Annotated in this window: 13 protein-coding genes and 1 pseudogene; 6 read left to right on the forward strand and 8 right to left on the reverse strand. The window is 62.4% G+C overall.

What is annotated here, in order from left to right; translation table 11 throughout:
• The 5 genes from HW090_RS11280 to HW090_RS11300 all read right to left on the reverse strand — a co-directional run bounded on the left by HW090_RS11280 (nt 1) and on the right by HW090_RS11300 (nt 7,272).
• Nucleotides 1-1,611 (reverse strand): ATP-binding protein, encoded by a 1,611-nt coding sequence (locus HW090_RS11280; RefSeq protein WP_179113621.1) that lies wholly within the window; start codon nt 1,609-1,611, stop codon nt 1-3.
• Complete coding sequence (locus tag HW090_RS11285; RefSeq protein ID WP_179113622.1) at nt 1,604-3,664, reverse strand: Mu transposase C-terminal domain-containing protein; 2,061 nt, start codon at nt 3,662-3,664, stop codon at nt 1,604-1,606. The genes HW090_RS11280 and HW090_RS11285 overlap by 8 nt, the downstream gene beginning before the upstream one ends.
• 13 nt (nt 3,665-3,677) lie before the next feature.
• The gene (locus tag HW090_RS11290) at nt 3,678-4,505 is read right to left on the reverse strand and encodes a TnsA endonuclease N-terminal domain-containing protein (RefSeq protein WP_179113623.1); all 828 of its coding nucleotides are present in this window, start codon (nt 4,503-4,505) and stop codon (nt 3,678-3,680) included.
• Between the two features lie 144 nt (nt 4,506-4,649).
• Nucleotides 4,650-6,488: a glutamine--fructose-6-phosphate transaminase (isomerizing) gene (gene glmS, locus HW090_RS11295; protein ID WP_179113624.1), complete on the reverse strand. Its 1,839-nt coding sequence runs from the start codon at nt 6,486-6,488 to the stop codon at nt 4,650-4,652.
• A gap of 10 nt (nt 6,489-6,498) precedes the next feature.
• Nucleotides 6,499-7,272 carry a DeoR/GlpR family DNA-binding transcription regulator gene (locus HW090_RS11300; protein ID WP_179113625.1) on the reverse strand — a complete coding sequence of 258 codons (774 nt, stop codon included), beginning with the start codon at nt 7,270-7,272 and terminating at the stop codon, nt 6,499-6,501.
• A gap of 727 nt (nt 7,273-7,999) precedes the next feature.
• Between HW090_RS11300 and HW090_RS11305 the strand changes: the two genes are divergently transcribed.
• Nucleotides 8,000-8,887 carry a carboxylate/amino acid/amine transporter gene (locus HW090_RS11305; protein ID WP_179113626.1) on the forward strand — a complete coding sequence of 296 codons (888 nt, stop codon included), beginning with the start codon at nt 8,000-8,002 and terminating at the stop codon, nt 8,885-8,887.
• Nucleotides 8,888-8,966: 79 nt separating this feature from the next.
• On the opposite strand, the gene HW090_RS11310 is transcribed toward HW090_RS11305, so the two are convergent.
• The 3 genes from HW090_RS11310 to HW090_RS11320 all read right to left on the reverse strand — a co-directional run bounded on the left by HW090_RS11310 (nt 8,967) and on the right by HW090_RS11320 (nt 13,011).
• Nucleotides 8,967-11,408 carry a TonB-dependent siderophore receptor gene (locus HW090_RS11310; protein WP_179113627.1) on the reverse strand — a complete coding sequence of 814 codons (2,442 nt, stop codon included), beginning with the start codon at nt 11,406-11,408 and terminating at the stop codon, nt 8,967-8,969.
• Between the two features lie 119 nt (nt 11,409-11,527).
• Complete coding sequence (locus HW090_RS11315) at nt 11,528-12,499, reverse strand: FecR domain-containing protein (protein WP_179113628.1); 972 nt, start codon at nt 12,497-12,499, stop codon at nt 11,528-11,530.
• Nucleotides 12,500-12,501: 2 nt separating this feature from the next.
• On the reverse strand, nt 12,502-13,011 hold the full coding sequence (locus tag HW090_RS11320) for a sigma-70 family RNA polymerase sigma factor (protein ID WP_179113629.1): 510 nt from the start codon (nt 13,009-13,011) through the stop codon (nt 12,502-12,504).
• Between the two features lie 396 nt (nt 13,012-13,407).
• Here HW090_RS11320 and aguB point away from each other — a divergent pair, with 396 nt between their 5' ends.
• The 5 genes and pseudogenes from aguB to HW090_RS11340 all read left to right on the forward strand — a co-directional run bounded on the left by aguB (nt 13,408) and on the right by HW090_RS11340 (nt 17,903).
• A complete protein-coding gene (gene aguB / locus HW090_RS11325; protein WP_179113630.1) occupies nt 13,408-14,286 on the forward strand; it encodes an N-carbamoylputrescine amidase in 879 nt (292 codons plus the stop codon).
• Between the two features lie 2 nt (nt 14,287-14,288).
• Nucleotides 14,289-15,395: an agmatine deiminase gene (aguA, locus tag HW090_RS11330; protein ID WP_373416347.1), complete on the forward strand. Its 1,107-nt coding sequence runs from the start codon at nt 14,289-14,291 to the stop codon at nt 15,393-15,395.
• Between the two features lie 262 nt (nt 15,396-15,657).
• Nucleotides 15,658-16,530 (forward strand): annotated as a pseudogene (locus HW090_RS18175) (methyl-accepting chemotaxis protein); the annotation flags it as partial.
• A gap of 198 nt (nt 16,531-16,728) precedes the next feature.
• On the forward strand, nt 16,729-17,433 hold the full coding sequence (locus HW090_RS18180; protein ID WP_373416395.1) for a methyl-accepting chemotaxis protein: 705 nt from the start codon (nt 16,729-16,731) through the stop codon (nt 17,431-17,433).
• A gap of 71 nt (nt 17,434-17,504) precedes the next feature.
• Nucleotides 17,505-17,903: a GFA family protein gene (locus tag HW090_RS11340; protein ID WP_179113632.1), complete on the forward strand. Its 399-nt coding sequence runs from the start codon at nt 17,505-17,507 to the stop codon at nt 17,901-17,903.
• The last annotated feature ends 31 nt before the right edge of the window (nt 17,904-17,934 follow it).

The following is a 17,934-nucleotide window of genomic DNA, read 5'->3' on the forward strand; positions in this document are numbered from 1 at the left end:
TCAGCTTGCCTTCAGCAGAGGCCGTAGATCGAGGATCAAGCCAGCCTGCTTGAATCTGTCATAGGCCTCGCTTTCAGGCCCATCGGCATAACGTCGGCGCAGATCCTCCTCGGATAGGCACCCCCACTCCGTCCGCTTAACTCTGGAAATGCCGGGCCTCTTGGGAACGTCCTGCACGAGGTAGGCCGTGGCCTTGTGAATCAGGGCCGCCAGCGGGATGTCCGGATACTCCGCCAACAATTTATCGGCCATGGGAATGGCGATGTCCCTCGGGATTTCCATACCATCGAGCAGAATGGCCAGCTGCTTGGCCTTGTCATCAACCGGAGGGGCCGGCGGTTTCGGTTGGACGACGCTATCCAGAGAGCGCGTCAGGGTCAGCAACCGTCCCTCGATCTCTGGCATCAGCAGGTCGTCATATTTGGCGATCAGTTCGGGCCTACCGCTCCGCAAGGCCGCCAGCATCGGATGGACCGGTTTGAACTCGTCCTCGAAAACCCTGCGCAGCAACAGCGGCTTGATGCACTCGACACCTGTCACTATCGCCCGGATCTGCGCCAGCGCGAACAGCTTGATGACGATATCCATGACCCCCTGAGTGAGGTCGTACATCGTCGCCTCTAGTTCGTCATCCAGCGGCGCTGCATTTCGCAGCCACTGGTACTTCCAGAGCCGCTTCAACAAACGCTTCCAATGCTCGTCCCGAGGCAACCTGTCCCAGCGGATGCTGCCCAACCCGGAGACCCGCCGAGCAGCCCGGAACGTGCGCTGGAAGAACTTGCTGGCTCGGTGGGTGCCGACCTGAATGATCGGAACACCGATGGTGTTCACCAGCGACACGAAGAAATTGTGCATTTTTTCGGCACCACCGGAGCGTGCCTCGTTGAGGTTCTGAACCTCGTCGATGATCAGCACTCCGAGCGCGTGCAGATTGGCCACCTGGCACATGGATGCCAGCAGACGTTTAGTACCCAGCTTCTTGCGTCCGTGGCTACGGCTATAGTGGGTACCCAGGATCTTGTCTACTTCGTTGAAGAAGCTCAGGCACAGCTCATCCAAGTCACCGTCAATTGGGCAGTCGATCTTCAGGTAGACCAGTTGGGTAATGTTGTAATCAGGGTGATGAAGGGCTTTGGGATACATGCCCAGAATCCGCTCCAACGTGCGTGTCTTGCCGCAACCGGAGCAGCCGAACAGCGACAGGCTATTGGCTGTAGAGGAGACACTCTGATACACCGCCGCATCTAAATCCTCCTCTTCGACACGGCGATAGCCATTCTGCAGGTGCGCATACCAAGCACCGCTGGCCGGATTCCGACCGATGTAGCCCTGACGAATCATCAGACTGATCTTGCTCTCCAGCTCCAAGTGATGGCTCAGCGGCTGGAAGAAACCGTGCAACAGGCGGGCAATGGCATGCGCCCTCAGCCGACCATCCAGAAGCACCTCCTGCGGATCGAAACCGGGAAGCTGCTGCAATAGACCAACCACCTCCTGCAGATCTGGAATCGGGGGCAATGCGCTGATGAGCGGATTGTCCTGATACTCGGGAAGCTGCTGCTCTTGGTAACGCGCCAGAGGAATGACTCCGCACTTGAACTCTTCAGTCATCCTCTTCCTCCTTGAATATCAGGTCACTGAAACCTGGGTAGGCATAATCTTCCTGCTTCTCACCCCGCAGCGGGATCACTTCGGCAGGCTTTTCCTGCTGTGCTTTACCCGGTTTGAATGCTGTTTTCTGACGTTCCTGGCGTTTTTCCTGCTGCTTGTTCTCGCGGATCTGGGTTCCCAGATCCTTCGTGCTCATACCCTTTTTGATCGGGCTGGCATCCTCGGCCTGAGCCACGACGGACTCGATCCGCTTAAGAAGATTGCCTCTCTCAGCCAAAGCTTCCGCTGCCGCGTTGGTATCGCTACGCCGTTCCGCTCTGGACAGCAACCAGATATCCCAGAAGGTCATCCCCCTGAAGCGTCTACTGCGGTCGGCAAGATCGCAAACCCAGTAATCCTTGAGACTATTAGACGGCCGCAGGTAGATGTGGTCGGCGCTACGCGGATCATATGCGACCGTTACCCCTGTCGGCCGGCGCCCCTGGCCACGGTGGAACCAGCCCTCCCTGAGTGCCTCCTGACAGGTGTAAAAGCAGCCAAATAGTCTGATTCCCAACTCCGAAACCGTGGCCGATTCATGGGGCAATAGATTGATCCGCACCAGTTCCTCAGGAGCAGTCCGTAACCGGCCAGTCAGGTTGGCAAGGCCCCAGTTCCACAGAGTGACCGGGATGGCCGGCAGGTCGCCCGGCATCCCTGCAGCCCTGTCGTATTTGCTCAAGGTATGGAAGTTGTTGTGATAGAGGATGCCGGCGATGATGAGCTTCGTGAATTCGGGCAAGGTCAGACTGGCATCAAGCCTGTAGTCGTGACCACCCCGCTTCCGGCTAGTGGTGTCCTCAACCACTCCGCTGGCATAGGGCTTGAAACGCTCCTGCACCGTCCGGAAATAGCGCTCAACTATGCCCTTGGCATCCCCGCGTCTGGCCGGTGCGTTCTCGATGCGAACGCCGAAGGCTTGCGAAAATGCATCCACCTTGGTGCCGTTCAGTTCGCCCTTATCGGCCAGCACCACATCCGGCAAACCTTTGACCGGCCAGTCGCTAGCATCGATCTCCACATCATACTGGCGACAATACTCGACCTTGTCAGCGACCGTGTTGGCTAATGCCACCATGGCGCTTATCCAGGACGGTCCCTCGAATCCGACGTACATACCGACCACCATGCGGCTGAACACGTCGATCACCATGTAAACGACAGGCCTGCCGACGATAAGGCTGCAATCATGTTCTGAAACCAGGTAGATATCGGCGATGGTGGCATCTATCTGGTAACGGTATCCGGGACCCAATGTCTCGGTCGTCGATGTGCTGCTGAGCGGCCGGTAGTCCTTGGCAAAATCTACTGCGGACATCCTTCGCGGCAAGGTGTCGGTGAAGTGATATTCGCGCGCATAGAAGTAACGGAACTGCCCCAATGTAGGCAGCTCGGTGGTTGGCAGCCCCGGTAGAACGGCACGGAGCAGGTTCAGCCCGGAGGCGTAGGCATCAGGAATGGATGGATGCTTTTCCTTGAGCAAACGCTCCTCGATGACCCGGCGAAAAATTCGCTCGATGTCAGGCGTGACATTGCTCCCTTGCCCCTCCCTCACCACCCTGGGTCTGCCCAGCTTGGCCTGGCTCGGCGTTCGGCGCTTGCCACGGGCGCCGGAGTTGACATAGTCCGGCAAGAGGGCGTTCCTGCACATGCCCCGCTGCCAGTAGCGCCTCAGCAACCTGTACACCGTCTGATTGGTAACGCTATGGCGCTCCATGATGCCTCGGATAATGAGCCCCCTGGGACGCCGCATGAAAAGCAGGGGATCGTGCACAAAATTCGCCAGCATTGCCCAGGCTTCATCACGCTTCTGCTGGTCAGGGGAACCTTCCTCTACCTCCCGTAGGACTGTCTCCTCGAAGGGATCGGCAATGCTCTCCAGTTCCCTCTCCATGAGCAGACGCTCCAGCTCTGCAATCAATATCGATTCGGGTAACGCCGTGTCCGAATCGATATCGATCCAGATGGCCTGCTCGGTACCGGACCAGAGCAGGCGCTTTCGCAGTTCCCCCATCCGGAACACCTGATTAACGGGAAACACTGCTCAGTTCCTGATTCAGTTGATGAACGCTGGCAACCAGGTCTTTCGGCTTCAGCTCCCGGTAAGGGATGTCTAGATCGAAAAGGAAGTAGTGCCGGGCCAGCAACTGACGTAGCCAATAGAGCGCCTGACCAGCCTCCAGCTGGCCGGAGGTATCCAGTGCTTGAGCAATAGCGGTCAGCTTCAGATCCGGGTAGCGCTGAAACTCGAACAAAAACAGCTGCTGGTAATGGCCTAGATCGTCCTGAGAGATGTCGTCTTCAGCATGGGCAGGATAGAGCCATTGGATATTGGCAAATGCCACCCTGGATACCTCGCGCTCCGTGACAATGCTCCAGGGAATATCTTTTTCCTGCCAGTAGCGCCTTTCAAGCTCAAGCCTCTCGATAACTTCAGGCTTCTGCAGGTCGGCACTGTACTTGGCTTGAATCGCCACCCTCGGGCGCTGAGGATCTTCGAAATCCACTAGGAAGTCGCTGGTCAGTACCTGCGGAGTGCCCTGGTAACGCCCGTGAGGCAGGCCAAGCTCCTCTGCGATGCGCACCGTATCTTCGACCCGCATCGGGAACTGTTCACGGATATCGGTGACATGGGGAGACCGATCCAAGGTCAGGAAGATAGCCAGTTCAAGATCGGATAGAAGATGGTGCAGACGTCGGGTCTTGCTACCTGGCAGCCGGTGGGAGCACCCCAGCGAGGATACATCTCTGGTGTAGATGAACGGCTTGTGGTCCGATCCCTGGCCTTGGCCACGCCCGTCCTTGAGCCTTCTGTCAATCTGAGCCTGAGTCAGACCCTTGAATGTTCCAGACATGAGAAAGCCTGCACCCGCTGTGTCGATGACCTCAACATAGCGGACGCAGGCTTAGGATGAAACTTTATTTATAAGGATGATACTTTATTTGTACGGATGAAACTTTATTTGCATCCCACACTTGTTGCATTCCCGTTTCTGCTCTCACTCCACCGTTACGCTCTTGGCCAGGTTGCGCGGCTGGTCGACGTCGGTGCCGCGCAGAACGGCCACGTAGTAGGACAGCAGTTGCAGCGGCAGGGTGTAGAGGATCGGCGCGAGGATGTCGTGGATATGCGGCATGCTCACCACGTGGGTGCCTGCGCCGTTGTCTAGGGCCGCCTGTTCGTCGGCGAAGACGATCAGTTCGCCGCCACGCGCGCGGACTTCCTGCAGGTTGGACTTGAGCTTCTCCAGCAACTCGTTGTTCGGCGCTACGGTGACCACCGGCATGTCGGCGTCCACCAGGGCCAGCGGGCCGTGCTTGAGTTCGCCGGCCGGGTAGGCTTCGGCGTGGATGTAGGAGATTTCCTTGAGCTTGAGTGCGCCTTCCATCGCCACCGGGTACTGCGCGCCACGGCCGAGGAACAGCGTGTGGTGCTTCTCGGCGAACAGCTCGGAGACTTTCTCGATGGTGCGCTCCATCGCCAGCGCCTCGCCCAGTCGGGTCGGCAGGCGGCGCAGTTCTTCCACCAGTTCGGCGCGCAGTTCGGCGTCCAGTTGCCCGCGCACCTGGCCGAGGGCCAGGGTCAGCAGCAGCAGGCCGACCAGTTGCGTGGTGAAGGCCTTGGTCGAGGCCACGCCGATTTCCGGGCCGGCCAGGGTCAGCAGGGTCAGGTCGGATTCGCGCACCAGTGAGCTGGTGCCGACGTTGCAGATCGCCAGGCTGGCCAGGTAGCCGCCGGCGGCCTTGGCATTGCGCAGGGCGGCCAGGGTGTCGGCAGTCTCGCCGGACTGGGAGATGGTGACGAACAGGGTGTCGGGCTGCACCACCACCTTGCGGTAGCGGAATTCGCTGGCCACCTCTATCTGGCAGGGGATGCCGGCCAGGTCTTCCAGCCAGTAACGGGCCACCATGCCCGCGTGGTAGCTGGTGCCGCAGGCGACGATCTGCACGTTGCGCACCCGTGCGAACAGCTCGGCCGCCTGCGGGCCGAAGGCCTGCACCAGCACGTGGTCGTCGGCCAGGCGGCTTTCCAGGGTGCGTTGCACGACCTTGGGCTGCTCGTGGATTTCCTTGAGCATGAAGTGGCGGTATTCGCCCTTGTCCGCCGCCTCGGCGCCTTCGTGGTACTGCACCTGCTCACGCTCGACGCGCTTGCCGTCGACATCCCAGATGCTCAGGCGGTCACGGCGGATTTCGGCGATGTCGCCTTCTTCCAGGTAGACGAAGCGGTCGGTGACCTGGCGCAGCGCCAACTGGTCGGAGGCCAGGAAGTTCTCGCCCAGGCCCAGGCCGATCACCAGCGGGCTGCCGCTGCGGGCGGCGAGCAGGCGATCCGGCTGGCGTGTGCTGATCACGGCCAGGCCGTAGGCGCCATGCAGTTCCTTGACCGCCTGCTTGAGAGCGTCGCCCAGGTCGTCGGTGGTTTTCAGTTTTTCCGCCAGCAGGTGGACGATGACTTCGGTGTCGGTCTGCGAGGTGAAGACGTAGCCCTTGGCTTTCAACTGCTCGCGCAGGGCTTCGTGGTTCTCGATGATGCCGTTGTGCACCACCGCCAGTTCGCTGCCTGAGAAGTGAGGGTGCGCATTGGTCTCGGTCGGCGCGCCATGGGTGGCCCAGCGCGTGTGGGCGATGCCCAGGCGGCCGGCCAGGGGCTCGGCGGCGAGGGCGGCCTCCAGCTCGGCGACCTTGCCGGCGCGACGGCTGCGGTGCAGTTGCTGGGCCGCGTCGATCAGGGCCACGCCGGCGCTGTCGTAGCCACGGTATTCCAGGCGCTTGAGGCCTTCGATCAGGATCGGGGTGACATTACGTTCGGCGACCGCGCCTACGATTCCGCACATGCTGTTCTCCTCAGGAGGGTTCCACGGTCGCGCAGATCAGCAGGATGCCGCGCGCCGTTATCTGTTCACGGGCCTCGTCGTCGAGGCGCTCGTCGGTAATCAAAGTGTGGATGCTGCCCCAGGGCAACTCCAGGTTGGGAATGCGTCGGCCGATCTTGTCGCTCTCGACCATCACCACCACTTCCCGGGCGACCTCCGCCATGACCCGCGAAAGGCCGAGCAGTTCATTGAAGGTGGTGGTGCCACGCGCCAGGTCGATGCCATCGGCGCCGATGAACAACTGGTCGAAGTCGTAGGAGCGCAACACCTGCTCGGCGACCTGGCCCTGGAAGGACTCCGAGTGCGGGTCCCAGGTGCCACCGGTCATCAGCAGCACCGGCTCGTGTTCGATTTCGCGCAGGGCGTTGGCGACGTTCAGCGAGTTGGTCATCACCACCAGGCCGGGCTGGTGCCCCAGCAACGGGATCATCGCCGCGGTGGTGGTGCCGCTGTCGATGATGATCCGCGCATGCTCGCGAATGCGCGCTACACCGGCCCGGGCGATGGCCTGCTTGTATTTCGACACCGGCTGGCTGTCGTCGCCGATCAGTTCCTGCGGCAAGGGCACCGCGCCACCGTAGCGGCGCAGCAGCAGGCCATTCTTCTCTAGGGCGGTGAGATCCTTGCGGATGGTCACCTCGGAGGTGTCGAAACGCCGCGACAGCTCATCCACGCTGACCTCGCCCTGCTCGGCGAGCAAGGCGAGGATGGTGTGGCGGCGTTGCGCGGTGTTGCGTTTCGACATAGAAAAGTTTCGGTTCGAAATTTAATGCGCGGAATCAAAACATGAAGGGCAACGTCAGGCAAGCGCTCATGCTGAAAAGGCGCGGGAAAGTGTAAGGAATGCAAATTCCCATGAAGCAGGTGCGGGTTTTTCGGGGCTCAACCGTCTTTATAGGTAGTCGGTGTTGGAAAGGGATTGCGTTATCTGAAGGTTGAGGCTGGATTGGCAACGTTGTCCCTGGCCAATCAGCCGTACGGCTTGGCCTCAGGAGCGGCGCTTCTGTGCGAATGCCAGGTGGCGGGACGGGGCCTGGCATTCCACAGCCGTCTTCAGCGGTGTCTATAGAAAAGCGCGTTGACCATAAGTCTGCGCACCTGGGTTCCCGCCTTCGCGGGAACGACGAGTGGTGTTGTTCTGATGTGATGCTTTTTCCCATGGCCACTTCGGTATTTGCCGCGAGCTCGGTCAACCCCTCGGAGAAACCTTCGTCGGCAGGGACGCCGACGAAGAGCCCCATGGATGGGTTCATGCGTGTTTCGTAGAGGGGTTGACCGAGCTCGCAACGCCGCGAACCTCAGGGCAACGCAATCGCCTCTATGCACAAGTACAAACTCACTTGCCAACCCGGTTGCAAGAGACTCCCCAACAGGCACCGCTCGATTCCCAACCAAGCCGGGGTTTTACAGGATTGCCCGCGCTCAAGCGCGCTATGATGCGCGGCTGTCGTATTCCGGGAGTTCGCCGCGCCATGCGCTATTTGTTGCTCGTTACCCTGCTCTGGGCGTTTTCCTTCAGCCTGATCGGCGAATACCTGGCGGGGCAGGTGGACAGTGATTTCGCCGTGCTGGCGCGGGTGGCGGTGGCTGCTTTGGTGTTCCTGCCCTTTACCCTCTGGCGCGGCCTGCCATTGCGGCTGCTGGCGGGTTTCTGGCTGGCGGGGGCGTTGCAGTTCGGCGTGACCTACCTGTGCCTGTACCGCAGCTTCACGGTGCTGACGGTGCCGGAAGTGCTGCTGTTCACGGTGCTGACGCCGATCTACGTGACCCTCCTCGACGATGCCCTGGCGCGGCGCTTCAACCCCTGGTCGCTGCTGGCGGCGCTGGTGGCCGTGGGCGGCGGGGTGATCATCCGCTTCGAGCGGCTGGAGGGCGAATACCTGATCGGCTTCCTGCTGCTGCAACTGGCCAATATCACCTTCGCCGCCGGCCAAGTGCTGTGTCGCCAGCTGCTGGCGCGCTACCCGGTGGAGCAGCCGTTGCACCGCTTCTTCGGGCATTTCTTCCTTGGGGCGATGGTGCTGGTGGTGCCGTCCTTCCTGCTGTTCGGCAACCCCGACAAGCTGCCGCACACCCTGGTGCAGTGGGGCGTGCTGCTGTGGATGGGGCTGTTCGCCACCGCGCTGGGCATGTTCTGGTGGGTCAAGGGCAGCGTGCGGGTGGATGCCGGCACGCTGGCGGTGCTCAATGAGCTGCATGTGCCGGCGGGGTTGCTGGTCAACCTGCTGATCTGGAACCGCGATGCAGACCTGCCGCGCCTGGCCCTGGGCGGTGCAGTGATCCTTGCGTCGCTGTGGATCAACCGACTGGGGCGGGGTGTTGGGAAGGAAGCAGGCCCCAGGGCCGGAAAGGCTTGCTGAGGCCGGGCGCCGCGATGACTTCTTCGCGGGCCAGAATCGCTTATCCGGAGGGTGAGTGACGTTGGCTCGCAGGGTTTGCCTAGAAGTCGTAGCGGAGGTCTAGGGTTGCATTGCGTGGCGCGCCATAGTGGCCGTAGCTGCCGGCCATGCCGGTGTAATATTTTTCATCGAACAGATTGTTCAGGTTTACGGTTGCGGCCAGCTGCTGGTTGATCTGATAGCGAGCCATCAGGCTGGCAATCGCGTAATCGTCGTCCTTGACCTTGGCGTTGTTGATATTGGGGAATGTCAGCGATTTGCTCGAATCCCAGCTGACACCTCCTCCCACGGTGAGTTTTTCCCACGCGTTCGGTAGCCGGTAGCTTGTCCACAGACGGAAGGTGTCCATGGGCAACTGGGTGTTCAGGCGTACCCCGTTGGCGTTTTCGGTACGGGCATGGCTGTACCCGGTCTGCACGTTCCAGCCCGGAGCGATCTCGCCTGCAACTTCAAGGTCGAATCCTTTGGTCTTTGCCCCGTCGACTGCCCGGTAGGCCGATGTGCCTGACGGCGTTATCTGGCCAGGGTCCAGTTCCGCGAAGTTGTCCCGCTCCACCACGAATACAGCCGCGCTGGTATTCAGGCGGCCATTGTAGAACTCGCCTTTCCAGCCCATTTCGTAGTTCTTGCCGATCACCGGGGCGAGTACCTGGCCATCTTTGTCCTGAGAGGACTGTGGCTGGAAGATATCGGTATAGCTGGCGTAGACGGACTGTTCCGGCGTCAGGTCGTACACCAGGCCGGTGTAAGGCGTGACCTCACCCGTTTCACGCATCTTGCGGGGTGTGTTGAGGCCGCTGATACGCGAAGTGAAGCTGTAGTCGTAGCTGTAGTTCGACACCCTGGCGCCCAGCAGCAGGTGCAGTTCGTCAGTGAGGTTGAAGCGATTCGCCACGAAGTACCCGCTTTGCCGGGTCGTGATATCCAGCAGCACCGAGGGGCGATAGCTATCGCGTGCCAGGTAGTTGTCCCATGTGTAGAAGTTGAAGTTGGTGTTGCCGCCGCTCAGTGAGTCATGGTTGTTCTCGTAGTCCGAGTAGTTGTACCCGACGACCAGGTCGTGGTTGCGCCCCAGCAGTTCATAGGTGCCTTGCAGGTTCACATCCACGCCTCGCTGGAGCTGCTCTGCGGAGATCTTCGCCCGTTCGGCACTGGCCACACCGGTGGCTTCGTTCAGGTAGGAGACGCCAGAGGTGCTGCGGTACCAGCCCAGGTCGGCGTCACGGTCGACGTCCATGTAGTTGGTGGCGACCTTGAGCATCCAGTCATCGGCCAGTTGCTGTTCCAGCGTGGCGGTGTAGTTCATCGTCTCGATGTCGTCATACATCCACCGGGCACCAGACGTGGTGGAGCGTGAGAAGTCCGTCTGCTTGCCACTGGTGAACAGCAGCGGAACGCCTGGCGAACCGGCCGACCTGTACTTCTGGTAATCGACGCCGAAGCGCACGAGGGTGGTTTCGCTCAGGTCCGCCTCGACGACCCCATAGAGGATCTCCCGCTTCTGGTCGTACCAGTCCATGTACGAGTGATTGTCCTGCTTGGCCACCACCAAACGTCCGCGCACATTGCCGGTCTCGGTCAGGGGGCCGGATACGTCTGCTTCGCTACGGTAGTTGTCCCAGGAGCCGATGCTGGCCTTGATGTAGGACTTGAACTCGTGAGTGGGTTTCTTGCGGATCAGGTTGACCACCCCCCCGGGCTCCCCCGCGCCGGTCATCAGTCCGGTCGCGCCACGGACGATTTCGATGCGGTCATACAGGGCCATGTCCAGCAGTGTGCTGGGCATATTGCGGGTCTCGTTCTGCTGGCTGGTGTTGACGCCGTCGAATTGGTAATTGTTGATGGCACTGCCGCGGGAATAGATGTTGAAACGTTCTCCACCATCCTGCGACATGGTGATACCCGGCGTCTGGTTCAGCACATCCGTGATGCTGGACAGGTGCTGGTCATCCATGCGCTGACGTGTCATGACGGTCACCGATTGCGGTGTCTCCTTGAGCGACAGGGGCAGCTTGGTTGCCGACTGCACTTCACCGGTGGTGTAGGCGCCTGTGCCTTCCGTGGCAGCGCTGCGCCTCAGTCCCTGGGCACTGATGCTGGTCGCCTCCAGCGCCAGGGCGCTTTCATTGTTGCTGCGTTCGATCAAACGATATCCACCGCCCGACAGGGGAACGGCCTGCAGTCCGCTGCCCGAGAGCAGCCTGGCCAGGGCTTCCGCTGTGCTGTAGCTGCCGTGCAGGCCGGGGCTGTTCTTGCCAGCGAGGTCGGCCCGGTCGAACGCGATGTTCAGGCCGCTGCTGCGGCTGAACTGGCTCAGCACCGCATCCAGGCTACCGGCGGCGATGTCGAGCTGGACGGCCTTGTCTTCGGCGGCCTGTGCATGGGGCAGCACGGTGAGCCCCAGGCTCAGGCACAACAGGGCATGGCGAATCGCCGTTTTCAGTGCGGCAGGCTGTGCGGCGGAAGGTTTTCGAGTGTTCACAGGTGGGTTCCCGTTGGCAGTTATCGGAGTGTTACCGAGGCATGCCGGGCGAATATGAAAATCCCCTCATTTGCGTGCGATAGATCTTCTTATCTTCCGGGGCGTATGAGGCGGGGCCTTCAGGCCGCGCTCAGGCGTACCCAGTAGCGCGTCACGCGGTGCAGTTGCAGGCCGTGGGCCTGGGCGATGAAGCGCAGGGTGGCGTCGATGTCGTCGAGCTGGAAGTTGCCGCTGATCGGCAGGCTGGCGATGGCCGGGTCGCAACCAAGGTGGCCATGGCGGTAACGGTTCAGTTCGGCAAGGAGTTCGGCCAGTGGTTGCCCGCGGGCCAGCAGCAGGCCATCGCGCCAACTGGCGCTGGGGGCCGGGGTGTCCAGGCGGCGAGCCTGGATGCTGTCCAGGCGCCAGCTTTCTCCCGCCTGGGCGATGGCCGTGCTACCGCCGCCCTGGGGTTGCAGGCGTACCGCGCCTTCGCTCACGCCCAGCAGGCTGGCATGTTCGTCGAGGCGTACCGAGAAGCGTGTGCCGAGCGCCTCCAGCAGGCCGTCGCGGGTGCTGACGCGCAGTGGCCGTGGGTGCGGGCTGCCGTTGTCCGGGCCGCTGTGCAGGTGCAGTTCGCCACGCAGCAGCACCACCAGCCGTTGCCCCGCATCGAAGCGCAGCGCCACGGCGCTGTCGGTGTTGAGGTCGAGACGGCTGCCGTCGTCCAGGCGCCAGTGCCGATGCTCGCCGGTGCGGGTGCTGTAGTCGGCGACCAGGCGCTGCCAGGGTGTTGTCTCGCGAGCGCCCCAGGCGCCAGCGCCAACGGCGGCGAACAGCCCCAGCAGCCGGAATACCTGGCGCCGTTGCAGGCGCGCTTCGGGCAGCCGGGCCAGGGTTTGCCGGGCCAGCTCCGGCGGCAGGCCGGCGAAGCGCCCGCCGAGGGTCTGGATGCGTTGCCAGGCCAGGCGGTGTTCGTCGCGCAGGGCGAGCCACTCGGCGAAGGCGGCGTGGGTCTCGGCGTCGGCCTGGTTGTAGGTGAGGCGGATCGCCCAGTCGATGGCCTGGTCGATGACGTCGCCGGGCAAGGCAGGCAGTGCGGTGTCGGCCATGGCTATTGCTCGAACGCCAGGCGGTAGCAGTGGCGCAGCGCCAGGGCGATATGGCGCTCGACCGTGGCCAGCGAGATACCCATCTGCGCGGCGATCTTCGGGCAACTCATGCCCTCCAGTTGCGCCAGCAGGAAGGCCTGGCGCACGGGCGGCCGGAGACCGTCGAGCATGCGGTCGATCTCGACCAGGGTCTCGATGATCAGCAGGCTGGTCTCGGCGGACGGCGCCAGTTGCTCGGGAGCCTGGGCCAGAGTCTCCAGCCAGGCGCGCTCGATATCGCGGTGGCGCCAGAGGTCGATCATCAGCCCCCGGGCGATGGTGCGCAGGTAGGCGCGCGGCTCGCCGATGGCGCTTTGCTGGCGCTTGCGCAGCACCCGCAGGAAGGTGTCCTGGGCCAGGTCGGCGGCATCGTCGGCGCTGTTCAGCCGGCTACGCAGCCAACCATGCAGCCAGCGATGGTGTTCGAGGTAGAGGCGTTCGACATCGGGTTTGCCTGGGGCGGACTCTGACATCTCGGTTCCTGTCGACGGCGATATCAATGATAAGCTGTTGCATTATCATCCTGTCGGCGCTCGCAGGGGAAGCTCGATGTCAAAAGGCTCGCGCCAGCATCGCCTGGGCAAGGGGCTGGAAGCTGCGAGAGAAAAGGGCGTCTGGCGAACGGATGACGTCCCTGTCGGTAAGCCACCGTCCTGTGTGGCTGGGGTAAACACGCTGGTAATGCTGTGTCTCTACCCTGAAAGACGGATGAGGCCGGAAAATTCCGCACCCCATTAACAAAACATTACGTACGAAGACGTGGGGATGGCCCGAGGCCTGCCCCTATCACGGCCTGCGGTATTTTCGTAGGATCGGGCTTTCGTCGTCTTTCGATATCCGTTCCACCGCTTGCCGCCAAGAGGATCGCCATGCCCCGTATCGTTACCGTCGCCGCCACCCAGATGGCCTGTTCGTGGGATCGCCAGGCCAATATCGCCACGGCCGAGAAACTGGTGCGTGAGGCCGCCGCCCAGGGCGCGCAGATCATCCTGATTCAAGAGCTGTTCGAGACCCCCTATTTCTGCCAGAAGCCCAATCCGGACTACCTGCAACTGGCCACGCCGGTGGACGAGAACCCGGCCATTGCGCACTTCCAGGCGCTGGCCAAGGAGTTGCAGGTGGTGCTGCCGATCAGCTTCTTCGAGCTGGCCGGGCGGGCGCGCTTCAACAGCATCGTCATCATCGACGCCGATGGCCGCAACCTGGGTATCTACCGCAAGAGCCATATTCCGGACGGCCCCGGCTACCACGAGAAGTATTACTTCAATCCTGGCGACACCGGTTTCAAGGTGTGGAACACCCGCTACGCCAGAATCGGCGTCGGCATCTGCTGGGACCAGTGGTTCCCCGAGACCGCCCGCAGCATGGCGCTGCTCGGCGCCGAGCTGCTGTTCTACCCGACCGCCATTGGCAGCGAGCCGCACGATGCCAGCATCACCTCGCGCGATCACTGGCAGCGGGTGCAGCAGGGCCACGCCGGCGCCAACCTGATCCCGCTGATCGCCAGCAATCGCATCGGTCGTGAAGAGCAGGACGGTTACGACATCACCTTCTATGGCTCGTCCTTCATTGCCGATCAGTTCGGTGCCAAGGTCGCCGAACTGAGCGAGACCGAGGAGGGCATTCTGGTGCAGGCCTTCGACCTCGATGCGCTGGAGCACACGCGCAGCGCCTGGGGCGTGTTCCGTGACCGGCGTCCGAACCTTTATGGGCCGATCAAGACCCTCGACGGTTCGCTGGAGTCCTGAACATGCTGATGAGCACACCTCGCGCCGATGGCTTTCGCATGCCTGCCGAATGGGAGCCGCAACGGCAGGTCTGGATGATCTGGCCCGAGCGGCCGGACAACTGGCGCTCGCAGGCACGCCCGGCGCAGGTCGCCTTCGCCGCGGTGGCACGTGCCATCGCACGCTTCGAGCCGGTCACCGTCGGCGCCTCGGCACAGCAGTACGAACAGGCCTGCGCACAGCTCGATCACCCTTCCATCCGTGTCGTGGAAATCAGCAACGACGATGCCTGGGCACGGGATACCGGCCCGACCTTCGTGCGCAACGCCAGCGGTGAGGTGCGGGGTATCGACTGGACCTTCAATGCCTGGGGAGGGCATGACGGTGGGCTGTATGCGCCCTGGCAGAACGATGACCAGGTGGCGCGCAAGGTGCTCGCCATCGAGCGTTGCCGGCGCTATCGCACGGACGGTTTCGTGCTGGAGGGCGGTGCCATCCATGTCGATGGCGAGGGGACGCTGATCACCACCGAGGAATGCCTGCTCAATCCCAATCGCAATCCACACCTCGACCGGGAAGGCATCGAGCAGGTGCTGCGCGATCACCTGGCGGTGGACAAGGTGATCTGGCTGCCCCACGGCCTCTACAACGACGAGACCGATGGCCATGTGGACAACTTCTGTTGCTTCGTGCGGCCGGGGGAAGTCCTGCTGGCCTGGACCGATGACCGGCGCAATCCCAACCACGAGCGCTGCCGGGCGGCCCTGGCGGTGTTGCAGGCCCAGACCGATGCCAAGGGGCGCGCCCTGACGGTACATCGCATGCCGATTCCCGGGCCGCTGTATGCGACGCGCGATGAATGCGCCAGCGTGCTGTCGGTACCCGGAACCCAGCCTCGCGATCCGGCCACTCTGCTGGCGGGTTCCTATGTGAATTTCCTGATCGTCAATGGCGGCATCATCGCACCGGCATTCGGCGATCCTTGCGATGAGCCTGCGCGGCGGATGCTGCAGGGGCTGTTCCCCGAGCGTGAAGTGGTCATGTTGCCGGGACGTGAAATCCTGCTGGGTGGCGGCAATATCCACTGTATCACCCAGCAGCAACCTGCTGGCCATATGAACGATAGTTAAAAATACTGCGCGGCGATTGCGGTGCGAGGGTCGCTGCTCCTAGAGTGATGCGACTCCTGGCCGATAACCCAGCCATGACATAAGAACAACAAGGGCCGCCACGGCGGTGTTGGGGGATGTAATGAAGAATATACCGGTAGGTCTGAAGCTGTCGGCAGGGTATGCCGCAGTCCTGCTCTTGACGGTCATCATGGCCTGGACAGGCATTTCCACCCTGAGCGTGCTGAGCGAGCGCAGCCACAAGCTCGATGTGCTGACCGCGATGGTCAACGATGCCAATGACATCCGCTATTCGCGGGTACGCTTCGAGCAGACGTCCGAGCAACGCCATGCCGATGAGCTTTTAGCCAGTATGGCGCGCTTCAAGGCGACAGCTGAGCGTGAGAAGGCACTGTTCTCCGGGCAGTACGACGCCGAACACTTCAACACAGCCTTCCGCGAGATGGGGCAGTACCAGGAGCATTTCGAGCAACTGCTGGCCGTATTGAAGACCCGGCAGGATATTCGCGCGTCCTGGACCGCCAGTGCGAACGATTCCCTGGCCGCGTCGGACGAGCTGGATCAGTCCTACAGCCAGCGACTCTTGCAGGCGTATATCGAGCCGGAACTGGCGGCCACGGCCGTACAGGTCTCGGCCTTCAATCGCAGCCTGCGTGAGATCCGCTTCCGTGTACGTGCCCTGCTGATCGACGAAACCGCGGCCAACCTGGCGCGGGTCGAAGAGGGCTATCAGGTGTTCACCGGGCTGGCCGAAGGCCTGTCGCCACGCTTGAGCAGTGCGGAACGTGCCTTGCTGGACCGCTCCACACAGCAGATGGGCGTTTACCTGACGCTGGTACGGCAACTGGCCGCGACTGCCGAGGCGCGCGAGTCGCTGCGGCAGCAGATGGCCGAGGACTTCGACCTGTCCTTCGGTGCCGCCAATGCAATCAAGGAACGCCAGATGCAGCGCCAACTGGAGGAAACCGACGGCAAACGTCTGCTGACGATCGGCCTGGCGTTGGGCGCGCTGCTGTTCGGTGCGTTGGTGAGTTGGTTGATGACGCGCCAGGTCACCCAGCCTCTGGCCCAGGCGGTGGGCATTGCCCGGCGTGTCGGTGAGGGCGACTTGAGCGATGTGCCGGTCGAGGCGCGGGACGATGAGTTCGGGCAGTTGCTGGGCGCGCTGTCGCAGGCGCGCGGCAGCCTGCGCGAGGTGCTGTCCCAGGTGGGCGAGGTCACGACACAGTTGTCGGCGGCGGCGGAAGAGCTGTCGGCGGTCACCGAGCAGACCAGCGCCGGGGTCAACAGCCAGAAGGTGGAGACCGATCAGGTCGCTACGGCAATGAACGAAATGGCTGCAACCGTGCAGGAGGTCGCGCGCAATGCCGAAGAGGCCTCTAACGCGGCGCGTCTGGCCGACGAGCAGGCGGTCAAGGGCAGTGCGGTGGTCAGCCAGGCGGTGCGCCAGATGGGCGGGTTGTCCGAGGAAATCGACCGTTCCGCCGAGGCAGTGAACGTGCTGTCGAAGGAGAGCGAGCGCATCGGCAGCGTACTGACAGTGATCAACGAGATCGCCGGGCAGACCAACCTGCTGGCGCTCAATGCCGCCATCGAGGCCGCGCGTGCCGGTGAAGCCGGGCGTGGTTTCGCCGTGGTCGCCGACGAGGTGCGTGGGCTGGCCAGTCGTACCCAGCAGTCGACGGCGGAAATCGAAGAGCTGATCGGTAGCCTGCAACAGGGTTCGCAGCAAGCCGTGGTGATGATGGAAGGCAGTCGCCGCATGGCCGGTGAGACCGTCGGCCTGGCGCGCAATGCCGGCGACGAGCTGAATGCGATCACCCGGACGGTGTCGCAGATCCAGGCCATGAACCAGCAGATCGCCACGGCTGCCGAACAGCAGAGTTCGGTGGCTGAGGAAATCAATCGCAGCGTGCTGAACGTGCGCGATGTCGCCGAGCAGTCCGCCGCAGCCAGCGAAGAGACGGCCGCTTCGTCGGTCGAACTGGCTCGCCTGGGCGGGCAGTTGCAGGTGCTGCTGGGGCGTTTCCGCCTGTAGCCCGTCGCTCTAAAATGGTCGGCGCAGTGTAGCGATTCCGCTGTGCCGACGCATTTATCCGGAGAACGATCATGCATCGAGGCAGTTGTCTGTGCGGCTCCATCACCTACCATGTCGATGGTGAGCTGGGGCCGGTCGCCTTCTGTCACTGTTCGCGTTGCCGCAAGGCCAATGGCAGTGCCTTTCTTGCTGCGGCGCAGGTCGATGCCGAGGCGCTGAGCCTGCAGGATCGCGATGGCAGTCTGCGCAGCTTCGAGTCCTCGCCCGGTGTGCTGCGCTACTTCTGCGGCACCTGCGCGTCGCCGCTCTACAGCAGGCGCGTGGGTCCACCGGACATCCTCCGGCTGCGCATCGGCACCCTGGACACACCCTTGCCGGCCAAACCGCAGATGCAGATATTCCACGCCGACAAGGCTGAGTGGTACGACTGCACAAGCGATATCCCGACCTACGCCCAACGTCCGGCCTGACAGGCTGGGTATCTCCTGTCAGGGGATATGG

The sequence above is a fragment of the Pseudomonas sp. ABC1 genome (assembly GCF_013395055.1).
Lineage (GTDB): Bacteria > Pseudomonadota > Gammaproteobacteria > Pseudomonadales > Pseudomonadaceae > Stutzerimonas.